The organism is Buttiauxella sp. S19-1 (assembly GCF_022134725.1).
GTDB lineage: Bacteria > Pseudomonadota > Gammaproteobacteria > Enterobacterales > Enterobacteriaceae > Buttiauxella > Buttiauxella ferragutiae.
Genome location: NZ_JAHWLU010000003.1, coordinates 1 through 14,503, shown reverse-complemented (window position 1 = coordinate 14,503; position 14,503 = coordinate 1). Strand labels below are relative to the sequence as shown.

12 protein-coding genes are annotated in these 14,503 nt (G+C 49.8%); all 12 read right to left on the bottom strand.

What is annotated here, in order from left to right; all coding sequences use genetic code 11:
* Window positions 1-75 precede the first annotated feature (75 nt).
* Window positions 76-1,155 carry an ABC transporter ATP-binding protein gene (locus tag MES37_RS01235; RefSeq protein WP_064546460.1) on the bottom strand — a complete coding sequence of 360 codons (1,080 nt, stop codon included), beginning with the start codon at window positions 1,153-1,155 and terminating at the stop codon, window positions 76-78.
* 15 nt (window positions 1,156-1,170) lie between these two features.
* Entirely contained in the window at window positions 1,171-1,848 is a 678-nt protein-coding gene (gene pgmB / locus MES37_RS01230; protein ID WP_133521522.1) for a beta-phosphoglucomutase, read from the bottom strand.
* Window positions 1,845-4,127, bottom strand: coding sequence for a glycoside hydrolase family 65 protein (locus MES37_RS01225; protein WP_237929917.1), 2,283 nt, complete (start codon window positions 4,125-4,127; stop codon window positions 1,845-1,847). Before MES37_RS01225 ends, pgmB begins: the two co-directional genes overlap by 4 nt.
* Window positions 4,124-5,164: a Gfo/Idh/MocA family protein gene (locus MES37_RS01220; protein WP_064546454.1), complete on the bottom strand. Its 1,041-nt coding sequence runs from the start codon at window positions 5,162-5,164 to the stop codon at window positions 4,124-4,126. Before MES37_RS01220 ends, MES37_RS01225 begins: the two co-directional genes overlap by 4 nt.
* Window positions 5,165-5,177: 13 nt before the next feature.
* Window positions 5,178-5,966, bottom strand: coding sequence for a sugar phosphate isomerase/epimerase family protein (locus MES37_RS01215; RefSeq protein ID WP_237929916.1), 789 nt, complete (start codon window positions 5,964-5,966; stop codon window positions 5,178-5,180).
* 154 nt (window positions 5,967-6,120) lie between these two features.
* A complete protein-coding gene (locus tag MES37_RS01210) occupies window positions 6,121-7,170 on the bottom strand; it encodes a zinc-dependent alcohol dehydrogenase (protein WP_064546450.1) in 1,050 nt (349 codons plus the stop codon).
* Between the two features lie 78 nt (window positions 7,171-7,248).
* A complete protein-coding gene (locus MES37_RS01205; RefSeq protein WP_064546447.1) occupies window positions 7,249-8,094 on the bottom strand; it encodes a carbohydrate ABC transporter permease in 846 nt (281 codons plus the stop codon).
* Window positions 8,091-8,963, bottom strand: a complete 873-nt coding sequence (locus MES37_RS01200; protein ID WP_237929915.1) for a carbohydrate ABC transporter permease — start codon at window positions 8,961-8,963, stop codon at window positions 8,091-8,093. The genes MES37_RS01205 and MES37_RS01200 overlap by 4 nt, the downstream gene beginning before the upstream one ends.
* Window positions 8,964-8,982: 19 nt before the next feature.
* A complete protein-coding gene (locus MES37_RS01195; protein WP_064546443.1) occupies window positions 8,983-10,275 on the bottom strand; it encodes an ABC transporter substrate-binding protein in 1,293 nt (430 codons plus the stop codon).
* A gap of 15 nt (window positions 10,276-10,290) precedes the next feature.
* Entirely contained in the window at window positions 10,291-11,976 is a 1,686-nt protein-coding gene (locus MES37_RS01190) for a sugar phosphorylase (RefSeq protein WP_237929914.1), read from the bottom strand.
* Window positions 11,977-12,238: 262 nt separating this feature from the next.
* Window positions 12,239-13,396 (bottom strand): MrpH family fimbial adhesin, encoded by a 1,158-nt coding sequence (locus MES37_RS24850; protein WP_237929913.1) that lies wholly within the window; start codon window positions 13,394-13,396, stop codon window positions 12,239-12,241.
* Window positions 13,397-13,477: 81 nt separating this feature from the next.
* Window positions 13,478-14,503, bottom strand: a 1,026-nt coding sequence (locus tag MES37_RS01180; RefSeq protein WP_237929912.1) for an MrpH family fimbial adhesin, incomplete at its 5' end; no start/stop codon positions are given.

Sequence of the window (14,503 nt, the reverse complement as noted above, 5' to 3'; positions counted from 1 at the left end):
TTTTGTATTCCTTGTAAAATTTACACAGAGAGAAAAAGCCGGGAGTGTTAATTCCCGGCAGGGTACAGAATATTATTAGTTAATCGCGTATTCAGTTTCAGAATCAAAGAAATGACTTTTATTCATATCGAACGTTATTTTTATATTTTGTGCAGCCCGATAATCACTATCTGAATTGGCGCGTAAGGTTAATTCATGGCCACCTACGGTGGCGTATAACATAAACTCCGCTCCGGTTAGCTCAGCCACCGTAATATGAGCGTCAATGCCTTTATCCTGTAACACCGGGATAATATCCTCAGGGCGAATACCCAATATCACTGGTTTATGTTGATAATTAGCTAAGTTCATTGCCGCATATTTATCATCCGGGATAGGCAGCTTTAATGTTTCAGTGACAAAGCAGCCGTCATCCAGTGTGCCACGAATAAAGTTCATCGATGGCGAGCCAATAAACCCGGCAACAAACATATTGGCCGGATGGTTATAAACCGTTTTAGGCGCCCCAACCTGCTGAATAATGCCATCTTTCATGATAACGATGCGCGTTGCCATGGTCATCGCTTCGGTCTGATCGTGGGTCACGTAGATCATGGTGGTATTCAGTTTTTGATGGAGCTTGCTGATTTCAGCACGCATTTGTACTCGCAACCGCGCATCCAGGTTGGATAGCGGTTCATCCATCAAAAATACACCGGCTTCGCGTACGATGGCGCGTCCTAGCGCCACGCGCTGGCGTTGCCCACCGGAAAGAGCAGCAGGTTTACGGTCGAGGTAGGTTTTTAACCCCAGAATAGAGGCGGCCCACTGTACGCGTTCATCAATAATGTTGGCGTCGAGTTTCTGCATCTTCAGCCCGAACGCCATGTTGTCGTAAACCGACATATGCGGATACAGCGCGTAGTTCTGGAACACCATAGCGATACCGCGCGACTTGGCAGGCACGTCATTCATGCACACGCCATCAATCAACAGTTCGCCACCACTGATTTCTTCCAGCCCGGCAATCATCCGCAAAGTGGTCGATTTTCCGCAGCCCGATGGCCCAACGAACACGATAAATTCTTTGTCCTCGATTTCGAGGGTGAAATCTTTCACCACATGAACCTGGTTGTTATAAATCTTTTGAATGTGCTGCAACGAGAGTTGTGCCATCACTTGTTCCTTTTTTCACACCGCGTGTGCACTGTGTTTGGTTAACCAGAATGTTTGCAAAAGTGGCCAGTTCAATTCTGCCGTCGTCGGCAGAAGCAAATCGGCGTGTTCAAGCCCCGAGCCAACCCCTACCGAGAGCATGCCGCTGGCGTTAATCGCCTCAATTCCCGCTTGTGCATCTTCAATGCCAATACATCTGGCCGGTTCGACACCCAGCCCTGCACAAGCGGCAAGGAAGATTTCAGGGTCGGGTTTTGAATGCTCGATTTGGCTGGCGTCCGCGCAGAAATCGAACTGACCTTTAAGCCGCAACGCTTGCAGAATGCGTGGCGCATTCAAGGAAACAGAAGCCAGCCCGACACGAATATGCTGGTGGTGAAGTTCTTCGAGCAACGCCGCAATTCCCGGTAATATCGCCGCAGGATCGAGGTGCTGAAGTGACGCGACATAGAGCGTGTTTTTACGCTCGGCAAGTTTGATTTTTGCCTGGCTGTCAAAACGCTGCTCTGCTCCCCCGCTGCGCAAAATGCGCGCCAGGGAATCCATGCGGCTGATACCTTTGAGCTGCTCGTTAATCCGCTCGTCGATCTCAATACCAATTTCACCAGCAACCTGCCGCCATGCCAGGAAATGCAAATGAGCGGTGTCCGTCACCACGCCGTCTAAATCAAAAATTACTGCTTCAGGCTTCATAGTGGTGTTCCTTTTGTGGTACCGCTCCCAGTTAAAGGTGTGAAAAAATCAGCCAGCGAAAAAGTTGCAGCCCTCGTGATTTGCAGCGCGGTGTTGCCAAGGTGAAGATTGATCGGTTTTTCGGACGATGAAGTCACGCTCAACTGTTGGTGAGTTAACGTCAGTTGGATGCGCGCCCCTTGCCAGACAAACGGCAGCGAGATGGATTGCCACTGTTCGGGCAAACATGGGTTCAGATGCAATTCTCCACATTCCACGGTTAGCCCAGCAAAACCCTGCACCGCACCGAGCCAGATTGCGCCGGTCGCGGCGGCGTGAATGCCGTCGTCACAGCTGTGCGGTTCATCACCGAGATCGATAAGACATGCCTGCTGCCAGAATTGATATGCCTGTTCACGGCGTCCACAACGTGCAGCAATGACGCCATGAATGGCTTTGCTGAGCGAAGAGTCATGAATGGTGCGCGGTTCATAGTAATCGAGATTGGCTGCCAGTTGGGCTGGCGTAAACTGCCACGGCAACATGTAGGCCAGCATCACCACATCCGCCTGTTTAAGGATTTGCATCTCGTTAACTTCAGCGCGTGAGTAATCCAGCAAGATAGCTTGAGTGCCCTGCAGCTCTTTATAGCTTGTGAGATCAAGGGTCGGTTTGCTGAAGAAGCTGTCGTCTTGCGCAATAACATGGTCTTCACGGGCTTCAGGCAACCAAATACGTGCAAGGAAACGATCGGCCTGGCGGATGAAATCGTCGTCCGGTAACGCAAACTGCTGTAAATAGTGCCTGGCTCGTTCAACGTTGTGATACGCCAGATAGTTGGTATAGGCGTTGTTATCAACATGCTCGGTGTACTCGTCTGGCCCAATGACATCGTGCAGTTCCAGCCTGCCATTAGCCTCAACTGCGCGGCTCATCCAGAAACATGCGGTTTCAAGCAACAGCGCCACTCCGCGTTCACGCATAAAGCCATCGTCGCCGGTGACTTGATAATATGCGTCTACCGCCCAGGCAATATCTGCCACCAAATGGTGTTCAGCCACGGCTGAGGCGACTTTCTGGCGCAAGCCAGTACGGATATTAATTGCCGCAAACTCTGGTGTTTCTTCTTCCCCGGACCAGGCGCTTTCCCACGGGAACAATGCGCCCTGCCAGCCATTTTTGCGCGCTTTCGCCAGTGCGCCCGCGAGGTTATGCCAGCGATAACTCAACAACTGGCGAGCGATTTCTGGTTGCGTCATCAGATGGAATGGCAGCAAGAACACTTCGGTATCCCAGAAAACATGGCCTTTGTAGCCTTCGCCGGTCAGCCCTTTCGCCGCAATACTGCATTTCTCGTTATGCGCGGGGGTCATCGCAAACAGGTGATACAACGCAAAATCTAACGCAATTTGATCCTGGCTATTTTGGCTTTCAAGCTGCACACGGCTGCGTTGCCAGTATGTCTCCCAAACCTGGTTGGACTCGGCCAGCAGTTGCTCATAACCCCGTTCCACACACTGCATCAGCTTGTTCAACGCCTGTTCGCTGCAACTGGCTGCGTGGTAGTCGCTATCTAACGAGCTGGTAATCCAGTTGGTTTTCACCAACTCGAATGTCTGGCCTTTTGCTACCTTGCCGCTACAGTGCTGGGTCAGACGGCGGTTCTTCGCATAAAAGCTGCTGCAACTCTCCGCTGGCAAGGCACAGAAACTGCTAATCACCACTTCATTGCTGCCGTCCAGAGTGCGATAACAACCCTGTAAATACCGCTGTTCAAAGACCCGGACACTGGTTTCATCCAGATGCTGACGGCCCGAATTAGTTTGGGTGGCATCAATACCGGTGCTGATGGTGACCCGCGCATTGTCGTCGAGCGGCGTAATAGCCACACGCGTGCACAACAACGAATGCTGTGCCGCCGACAGGAATCGCTGGCACACGATCTGATAACGTTTACCGTTTGGCGCATGCCACACCAGGCTGCGACGCAGTTCTCCACAAGCCAAATCAAGTTCGCGATGATAATCAGTCACCGTCCCTGAAAGCAGGGTAAATATTTCGCCATCCAGTTCGATGCGCATTTGCAGCACATCAGGCAAATTCACCAGTTCGGTGGTTTCTACGGCTGAACTGCGATGATAAAACCCCGCCAGATACATACCGCGAGTCTGCTCGGTGTAGGCTTCTTCATGGCAGGCCCGTAGCCCCAGATAGCCATTTCCAGCGGCCATTAAGGTGGCAAATTTATTCAGCGTGTGTTGGCTAAATTGCAGGTCTTGCAGTCGGGTAAGAGTGCTCATAAATCGATGCTCGCTCCTGATTCCGCTGCGCGATAAATCGCCGCAACCAGTTGCTGAATAAGGTAGCCCTGCTCGGCATCCGCGATGCTGACTGGCTCACCAAGGACATGATCGACAAACGCCTGCATACTTTTGAAATGGCGCTGGCTGTCAGCGGTTTCTCTTTGTGACAACGTCACCAGCTCTCCAGCTTCATCCTGGTAGATATGCGCCGGGAACAGCGTGGCCCCCGCGTTTACCCCACAGAATTCCACATTCATCACCGATTGCTGGGCAATGTTCAGCGCAAACGAAGTTTCAAGACGCAGGATACCGCCGTTGTGAAACTCGATAGTGGCGAACAGCGCATCTTCTACGGTGTAGGTTTTTGGGTCCCACTCACCGAATTGCCCGCTGTGTTTACGGGTGCCAAGCTTCTGGAACGAGTGCGCCGATACCCGCCGCACCGCCGGAAAACCGAGCACATACATTGCGGCATCGAGCATATGAATACCGATGTCGATAAGCGGCCCGCCGCCCTGTAACTCTTTATTGGTGAAAACACCCCAGCCCGGTACACCGCAGCGGCGCAACGCTTTAGCGGTGGTGACATAAATTTCGCCGAGCGTGCCGGCAACCACTTGTTGGCGTAAAAACTGCGTGTCGCTGGCAAAACGGTGGTGAAAATCGTAGGCCAACACTTTCCCGGCTTTGCGGGCAGCATCGCGCATTTCAGCCGCTTGCTCCGGCGTCATGGCCGGTGGCTTTTCACACATCACATGGCAGTTGTGCTCCAGCGCCTGCATCACATGTTGATGATGGAAACGGTTCGGCGTGCAGACGCTGACAATGTCGGGCGCACATGTGCGATACATTTCATCTGCATCGCTGAAGGCATGTGGGATACCGAGTTTGTCTGCCAGCGCCTGCGCACGACCGGTGTGGCTATCAACGACAGCCACCAGTTCCAGTTCACTTCTTGTCAGGTAATACGACGCATGGACGGTTTGAGCGACCTGCCCACCACCGATAATAGCCACCCTGAGTTTTCGACTCATCTCACGTTGCCTCTTAGCAGGTACGCAAAAATTGCAACGACTGTTGGTACGCCGCCACCGGATCTTCCGCGCGAATGCGTCCTTCGTAGACGATGTAACCGTCATAGCCATCCGCGCGAAGTTGTTCAAAATGCTTTTTGAAATCGATGCTGCCGCTGCCTGGCTGGTAACGATGGTTGTCGGCAATATGCACATGACCAAGCAGGTCACGGTTAGCATGAAACGCCGTGCTGATGTCGTCTTCTTCGATATTCATGTGATAGAAATCACCGATTATTTGCGTGTGTTTTAGCTGGTTTTCTTCGATATACGAACGCGCATCGGCCAGAGTGTTGATCATATGATCCTGGTAACGGTTAAGCGGTTCGAGGTAAACCGTGGTCCCGGTACGTGCCGCGACTTCATCCAGATAACACAGCGAATCACTAACCGCTTTACGATCCCCTGCCAGGCTGCGCGGTGAGTTCATTGGCGGCAAGCGAAACGTGAACATGCCCCATGCCGCTGGAACCACAATCCCTTTGCCTCCCACTTGCGCCAATGCTTCAAGAATGCGGGTAATTTGTTGCAGGCCATTCAAACGACGCTCTTCAATAAAGTCGCCAATCCAGCCATCGTAACCGCCACATGCGGTAGTGACCGGCAAACCAGTAGCGGCAATCGCCGCTTTCACTGCCTGCACATTTTCGACAAGCAGTTTGCCGTCGATTTCGAAGCCATCGAAGCCCATCGCTTTGACGTATTTGAATTTTTCCAGAATATCTGCCGGGAAAAACGCCTGATTTTGAGTACCGATTTTCATGATTTATTCCTTAATTATTCCTGAAAATATTTCCCTAAGTATTTCGAGGTGCAGAAAGGCGGCAAGAGAGTAAATCCCCTGGAGCTTACTCAAGTAAGTGACTGGGATGCACGAAAGCAGCCAACATATCTGCAACTTGAAAGACGACGGGAAATTAGAAGGTTACGCCCATCTTGATGCTCAAATCCGGATGCTTATCGACATACTTCATGTAGCTTTCGGCGCTGTCATGGAATGTTACTACCGGGTCAATCAGGTCTTCGCAATTCAGATAACCGTTCATCAACAGCTCCCAGCAGGTTTGTTCAATACGCTTACGATCCCAGCGCGGATAGTCCGGATTTGGTTCGCTACTGCCGCGGGAAAAGACGATTTTGGCGTTATTGAAGTGAGCTTCGCGACCCAGGTTGAAGTCATGGAAAGGTTTGGCAAAAGCAACGTAAGAGATGGTGCCGCCGTAGGCGATACCGCGCAGTGCGGCTTGCAGCGCCTGGTCGTTGCCGCTGGTTTCGATAATCACGTCCGCGCCAAGCTTATTGGTGATCTTTTTGATATCCAGGCCCACGTCGGTGCCAATCGGGTTCAGGCAGAAATCTGCGCCGTGACGTTTGGCTATTTCACAACGATGCGCAATAGGGTCAACGCCAATCACGACGGATGCACCAGCTTTTTTCGCCAGTTGAATGGCAATTTGGCCAATAGCACCGAGGCCAACGACTACTACAAAATCCCCTACCCGCACATTGCCATCGCGCACACCGCTCATGGCGAACTGCGCCGGATCGTAGCAAACCGCGTTTTTCCAGCTCGCTCCGGCAGGCATTTTGCGCAGTTTGTAGTTGTTAACGCCGTTGGCGATAACCGTTTCCTGTAATGGGCCGTAAGTGCAAACCTGGTCGCCCATTTGATATTCGGTGACGTCAGCACCGCATTCGATGACTTCACCGACGACCATATTGCCGAGCTGGAATTTGCCAAATTCAATACCACGGGCTGCACCTTCTGCGCGTGGCACAAACATATTCCATTCCGTCGAAAATTCTTCGTCGATAAACGGGCTGGCGGCGCGGAAATCCACCACTTCGGTGCCGTGTTTTGGCGCACCGAAGGCCACTTTGATTTTCACTTCGTGTGCCTGTACGGCACGATCTTCATAGTCCACTAAGGCCGCGATACGCGGTGCGGTTGCGACTAACTTCTTCATTTTTAACTCCAGTAATTAAATGTTGTGGTGGATGACGCAGCGCTTATCCACCCTACAAAACAGTGCAAATGAACCTGCTTAACCTTTAACGCCGCCTGCAGTCAGGCCGCTTTTAATAAAGCGTTCGGAAAGTGCGTACATCACCACCACTGGCAATGCAGTCACCAGCGAGGCCGCCATCATTCTTCCCCACACGTAATCCGGGGTGCTGAACAGCGTGCTTAAGCCGACTGGCAGCGTGAAGTTTGCCGAGCTGGAGAGGAAAATAGAGGCAAACAGATAGTCGTTCCACGCCACCATAAAGCAGTAGACGAATACCGAAACCAGCCCGGAAATCGCCAGCGGCACGGTGATGTAGAAGATGATTTGCAGGCGGTTTAAGCCGTCCATCATCGCTGCTTCTTCTATTTCATCCGGAATGGTGTCGAAGTAGCTTTTCAGCATAAAGACCGCAGTTGGCAGGGTCTGCGTCACCATCGTGATGATCAGCGCCAGTTCGGTATCGTAAATCCCCAGTGCGGTGATGATTTTGAACAATGGCACCACCAGCAAAATGCCGGAAAACATATACACCGCGTAGAAACTGGCGTTGATGGTCATCCGCCCTTTAAAGCGCAATTTGGAAAGTGCATATGCGCCCAGGATGCCGATCAACACCGCAATGGCAGAGGAAGTCAGCGATACCACCAGGCTGTTTTTGAAGTAGGTCAAAAACGGGAAGATGGTTGGGTTAAAAATGTCGATGTAATGCTGCAACGTCCACTCTTGCGGGAAGATGGTCGGATGCAACGAGATGGCCTCTTTCGGACTTTTAAACGAAGTCATCAGCATGACAAAGAACGGGAATAGCGTGATTGCCAGGAACAATGCCAGCCCAGAGTAAAAGCCCACGCGCCCTAACAGTTTGCGATGATTAGCGGTCATTTAAGATTCACCCGTTTTCTGGTCAGCAAGATGACGGCGAAGATAATGACGAACAGCACCACGGAAATGGCGGCTGCTTTTCCTAAGTCATTAAAGGCAAAGGCCGTTTTATAGAGATAGACGCCGAGAATGTTGACCTTGGTGGTTAACAACCAGACATCCGCAAACATGTAGAACATCCAGATGGTGCGCAGCGTCACCACCGTTGCCAGTACCGGCATAATGGCTGGCAGCGTGACAATTTTGAATTTCTGCCAGCCGTTCGCCCCGTCCATTTCAGCCGCTTCGTACAGCGATTTGTCGATGGTCTGCAAAATCGCCAGGAATGAGATAAACGCATATGGGAAGTAGCGCCAGATGGCGAACAGCACTACTAAAAAGAAGCTGCTGTCGGGGTTGTCGAACCACAACGGCGCTTCGTTGAACAGATGCAGCATGTCGACGCCGAGATAGTTCACGATGCCGTAGCCGCTGTTAAACATATATTTCCACGCGAACACCAAAGAGATTGACGGTGTCACGTAAGAAAGGATCACCAGCGAGCGCGCTGTTTTACGTAACCGAAACTCGCGGTTAAAGAACAGCGCCACGCCCAGCCCTAACCCTGTACTGCCAAGAACTACCAGCGCGGTGTACCAGAACGTGGTCCATAGCGAGTGCCAGAACGCCGTATCGCTCAGGATGTTGAGGTAATTTTCCAGCCCGATAAACCGCGAGCTGATGTTCGGGTTAAGCGGCAAGCGCAAAAAACTGATTTCGATGTTCGATAGCATCGGCCAGGCCACTAATCCCCCCAGCAATAACAAGCTGGGGGCGAGTAGCATCATGGCAAATGGCATATCAGAGCGGCCTGAGAACCACTTCTTCATAGTGACTTATCCTGTGATTTCAGTGTTGTTTCATCAATTCGACGATGCGCTGCTGGCTGTTATCCAGTGCCGGAGCGGTGGCTTGTTTACCCACCGTGACCTGGTTGACCATTTCACTCAAAATGGCTGAGCCGGTGATGTCGCCCATGCGGGTAAAGTTTTTCTCCCCCACTGAGCCAAAGACCTGCACGTTCGGGAATTGGGCAATCAGTTCGGCGGGAAGCGTGCCAAAGGCTTTGATTACCTCGTTATTTTTGTAGCTGTCGGTTTGTGCGACGGCTTTAGTGACCGGTAATGCCGCACCAGGTGACATCAGCACCCAATCAGCCGAGTTCTGCGCAGTCTCCATGAATGAGATAAATTTCTGTGCCGCTTCGGTTTCTGGCTTGCTTTGCCCGGCGGTAATGGTCAGCGAGGTGATCATGCCGTACACCGCCGGGGATTTTTCCGTAGGCACTACGAAGCCGAGATCCTGCGGTGAACCGTCTTTATAGAAAGCTGGCAAGATGTAGGTGGAATAAACCGCCATCGAGGTGGTGCCATTCATAAAGGCATCTTTTATTTCCATCACATCGTTGGAACCTGGCATGGTGTACTGCGCCAGCTCGCGGTAATAATTGAGCGAGGTCAGCATTTCAGGTGAGTTAGCGGTGACGTTTCCGGCAGCATCAAAGACGTTGGCACCATTTGAGAGCGCGAATTGCGAGAAGGTTTGTTCGGTCATCACGCTTTCAGCCGTGGGCAGCGCAATACCGTATTTCTTGTGGGCGCTATCGGTCATGACGCGCGCCGCGTTGAGCAATTCCGTCCAGTTGGTGGGTTCGTTCACTCCGGCCTTCGCCAGCGCGGATTTGCGATACCAGATGCCGCCCAACCAGGCGCTGATAGGCACACCGGTAAAAGCACTGCCGTCTTCGGTGCGCACCACGCGTAAAATGCCATCGTAGAAACTACTTTCGCCGACGCCTGAAATCACGGTTTTGATGGCATCACGATCGATAAGCTGCTCTTTATCCATCACTTTGGCGTAATCGTGGCTGACTTCGATAACCTCGGGCAGCGCGCCGGAACGTGCCAGGGTGATCACTTTGGTGTTATAGGCGTCTTCTTCGACAGGCACCTGCTTAACGATGATTTGTGGGTTTTCCTCGCTGAAACGAGCGATCAATTTGGTGATGACCGCCTGGCGTTCCTGTTCAACCGACGAATGCATAAATTCAATAGTGACCTGCTCAGAATCGTCTTGCTTACATCCTGAGAGCAAAGCAGCGGCTACCAGTGCTGTTAACAGCACTGCTTTTTTCGTTTTCATGGTTATTCCTTTATATTAATAGCTAAGCCACAACACCTGATAAGGTTGTATTTCGTAAGATTGCTTTCCGTTAATTTTTATACCGGAAATTAAATCCTGAATATTATTACCTGGCAGAGTAATCTGTTGGCGATGATGGCTCAGATTGAATAATGCCGTAACATGATTTCCCTCTTTCGAGGTTCGTTTTATTTCTAACACACTGCCATTAATGCATTGCGTAATAAAACTGCTGTCAGGATGGAATGCCCGGTGATTTTTACGAACATTGATCAGATGAGATAATTGTTTATACACTTGCTGGCGTAAACTATTTTCATCCAGCAGCTGGCTTTCAATTGCATGCCGTTCATATTTCTGACGGTTGATAGCGCGGTTATAACCCAGGCGCTCGACTCCGGCTTCATCATTACGTGACCCCAGAATACTTTGCACGTAAATGGCAGGGACACCCGGAAATGCAAGCAATATGGCATGAGCCAGGATAAATCTGGCCAGACGTTCCTCATCACTGCTATCCCGACGGTTTAGCGCATCCATATACGTGACGTTTATTTCATAGGGGCTGCGCGTACCATCAGGATTATTTTTCCAGTTGACTCGTGCACCTTCATCCTGAAGTTGATTCACCAACTGTAAAATATCTTCTTCCGGTAATATTCCGCGCAACGGATTGAGCCCAATGCCGTCGTGGGAGGCGAGGAAATTAAACCATGTCGTATTGCCATTTGTGGCATCAGATAAAGAGTTTGCCCACTGGCTTAACACCTGCGCAGAACCGGTATGGATCGCGTGTAACACCAGCGGCGGCAAAGGGAATTGATACACCATCTGAGCTTCATCATGGCCGTTACCCAGATAGGAAATATTGTCTTTGTGCGGGACATTTGTCTCGGTAATCAATACGGTACCAGGTGCTACGGTGTCCACAACCGCACGGAACAACTTCACCAACTGGTGGGTTTTTTCCAGGTGAATACAGTTCGTGCCAATGGTTTTCCACATATAGCCCACCGCATCAAGACGGATATAATCGGCTCCCTCTTGCAAATAGCGCAGCAGGACATCGACCATAGCCAACAACACCAGTGGATTGGCAAAGTTGAGGTCGATTTGGTCATCGCTAAAAGTGGTCCAGATATGTTGCTGCGAGCCATCAGCCAGGGTAAATGGTGAGAGTAATGGCAGCGCGCGCGGACGAGTAACCGTGGATAAATCTGTCCGCGGGTCAACAGAAATAAAGAAATTCTGATATTCAGGATTTCCCGCAAGATATTCTGTGAACCAGTGGCTTTTTGCCGATATATGGTTGCAGACAAAATCGAACATCAGACTGGTTGATTTATTTAATTGTGCAACGTCCTGCCAGTCACCACATACTGCATCAACCTGATGATAATCAATAACCGAAAACCCATCATCAGATGACCATGGGTAAAAAGGCAGTAAGTGGACGTGGGAGAAACTATTGGCTAGCCAGCGATGATAAAAATCATTCAGCGTTTTTAAGGTTTTTTCATTTTGTTGATGAAACTGATCGGCATAGGTGATAAGCACCACATCACGCTCATCCCACCCCTGCTTACGGGTTTTCAGATTCGTATCTTTGGCCTTCTTCACCCTGGAAATAAAAGCATCAATGACTGATTCATCTAACGGGTCATCATAAATAGCGGATAGTAATTCTATAATTTTTTTCATTTTGATTTTCCCATGGGAGCGGTACCACGAGAAGCGAGACTACTCCCGCTTTATTTTTCTGTCAACGCGAGGAAAGCTGAAGATTAATAATTGTGAGGTAACGCAAATTAAAATGAAAAAGCAGAAAGGTAACGGTACAAGAAGCCCCAGTTCGGTTCCAGAATGAACAGAACTGGTTTAAGCGCACTGCCAGCAACATTTTCTGTGGGCGGCCTGAGCGAGTTTCGATTCGCCGACCGCGTCCACATCTGGCCTGGCCTGATTACAAGATATTGACGATTGCCACCGCAGAACCGGTATAGGAACCGGGTAGTAAATCAGAACCGGCTTGTAACTCAGATTGTAAATAAAAAGTGGTTGCCCCATTGACTAATGCAGCCCCGGTTAATGTTCTTGCCCAATCGGTTTGATTTAACGATACAGACAGATAACTGCTTAAACCCGGACCTGGCCCCATATTAACCACCGTATAGGGATCATGAGTGTTATCCATACCCTGGAGAGTAATATCCACGGTGGTTTCGCCATCACAGGTGATAGCAAATGACTCTTGTTTTATATTTCTGTGTGCGTTGTTATATAAAACATTGCCATGCGACAAGGCAATATCTGTTGATGATAAAGAACAAATAACATCTGGGTTACCAGGTTCGCCGGTATCATCAATGCGGATATCAAGTGGCAAATGAATAGTTTGTGTGTATTCAGGTGTTCCTGCTGGGTTTGTGGCCCACCAGTTATTGGCCCCCATCATAAACCAGGTACTTGTGCCAGCAAGTTGCAGTGGAATGCTTACCGTGTAATTTCCGGGCTGGATGTTCAGCGCATCAATTAACACATCAATTGTTTTGGTTATTTGAAAATTACCATTACTCGATACTCCTATCATATATGATCCGGGATATACCCATATTTCCTCGATGGGCCTGATCGCTCCAGGATCATTGTCATTAACAATTCTCATCTCTTGCGTTCCGCTGCCACCACCTTCAGGAGAGAGGGTCGTTTTTAATATGCCTCCGCCGACGCCCACATCCTGGGTACGTGCGTCAACAATATGCCCTTCCATACAATTAAATTGAGCCTCAGGCACTAAGCCCGGTGGCAGGATATTTGACGACCAGTTAAAATTGTTTGGCGAGTTATCATAAAACTTGGTGCCTTGACTCATACTGATGTCTAGCGTCACCCGGTATCTTCCCTGACCGCCCGAGTTACCCAACCACTCCTGCTTTTCCAGGTTCATATAGACTCCTTCTATGGAGGTTCCTTTCCACCAGGTGCTTGTTGCATCAACTAAATCACATTCTTCAGCTGCCGCCTGAACCGTGCCCCCCAAGCTAATAATCAACACCATTGCACGCCATAACGTCATGCGATTATTGGCGCCGGAGGACGATTTTCTACCTGCGATGATCACGCTTTTATCTCCTGAAATACAAACTCCGTGAATGCGCGATTCTGGCAAACAACAGACTGTTAAGTGAATAGATGAAAATAACTAAATGATATTTACAATAGCTACAGCTGAACCCGTATAGGAACCAGGGAGGAGATCAGAACCGGCCTGTAAATTAGATTGCAAATAAAAAGTGGAGGCACCATTTATTAATACCGCACCCGCCAATGTCCTGGACCAGGTTGTTTGATCTAACGACACAGACAGTTGACTGGTTAAACCTGGACCAGGTCCCATGTTGACCTCTGTATAGGAACCCTGAGTGTTATTGTTACCTTGAAGGATAATGTCTACAGTGGTTTCACCATCACAGGTAATAGCGAATGACTCTTTTTTGATATTCCCTTGTGCATTACTGTATAAAACATTTCCGTGAGAGAGTGTAATATCCGTTGCAGACAAGGAGCAAATAACGTCTGGATTACCCGGTTCACCGGTGTCGTCAATACGAATATCCAGCGGCAGGTAAAACGTTTGAGTATAATCAGGCTCTCCTGCCGGATTGATCTCCCACCAATTATTGGTACCTGACATAAACCATGAACTTGCCCCAGCAGTTTGCAATGGAATACCAACCGTGTAATTTCCCGGTGATATATTTAGAGCATCCACTATGACATCGATAGATTTTGTTATTTGAAAATCACCATTATTCGATACTCCGACCATGTAAATACCCGGCGGAGTCATTATTTCTGCGATTGGCCTAAGGGCTCCTGGATCGTTTTCATCCACGATCCTCATTTCTTGTGTTCCGCTATACTCCCCCACAGCAGCCAGATACGTTTTCAATGTCCCGCCACCAATGCTCACATCCTGGCTTCGCGCATCAAGAACAAATCCTTCCATACAATTTGACTGATCCATCGCGAGAATACCGTCTGGTAGAAGATTCGAATTCCAGATGGAGTTATTAAATGAGGAGTAATAATTTTTACCCCCTTGGTTCATCAAAATATTCAAAGTGATACGGTATCTTCCTTGACCCACTGTATTGCCAATCCATTCCTGCCGTTCGACGTTTACATTAACACCGTGGGTGGACGTTCCTTTCCACCACATCCCTCC

Coding starts and splice junctions, on each gene's coding strand:
- MES37_RS01235 (WP_064546460.1), bottom strand. CDS start 1,155: ATGGCACAACTCTCGTTGCAGCACATTCAAAAGATTTATAACAACCAG.
- pgmB (WP_133521522.1), bottom strand. CDS start 1,848: ATGAAGCCTGAAGCAGTAATTTTTGATTTAGACGGCGTGGTGACGGAC.
- MES37_RS01225 (WP_237929917.1), bottom strand. CDS start 4,127: ATGAGCACTCTTACCCGACTGCAAGACCTGCAATTTAGCCAACACACG.
- MES37_RS01220 (WP_064546454.1), bottom strand. CDS start 5,164: ATGAGTCGAAAACTCAGGGTGGCTATTATCGGTGGTGGGCAGGTCGCT.
- MES37_RS01215 (WP_237929916.1), bottom strand. CDS start 5,966: ATGAAAATCGGTACTCAAAATCAGGCGTTTTTCCCGGCAGATATTCTG.
- MES37_RS01210 (WP_064546450.1), bottom strand. CDS start 7,170: ATGAAGAAGTTAGTCGCAACCGCACCGCGTATCGCGGCCTTAGTGGAC.
- MES37_RS01205 (WP_064546447.1), bottom strand. CDS start 8,094: ATGACCGCTAATCATCGCAAACTGTTAGGGCGCGTGGGCTTTTACTCT.
- MES37_RS01200 (WP_237929915.1), bottom strand. CDS start 8,963: ATGAAGAAGTGGTTCTCAGGCCGCTCTGATATGCCATTTGCCATGATG.
- MES37_RS01195 (WP_064546443.1), bottom strand. CDS start 10,275: ATGAAAACGAAAAAAGCAGTGCTGTTAACAGCACTGGTAGCCGCTGCT.
- MES37_RS01190 (WP_237929914.1), bottom strand. CDS start 11,976: ATGAAAAAAATTATAGAATTACTATCCGCTATTTATGATGACCCGTTA.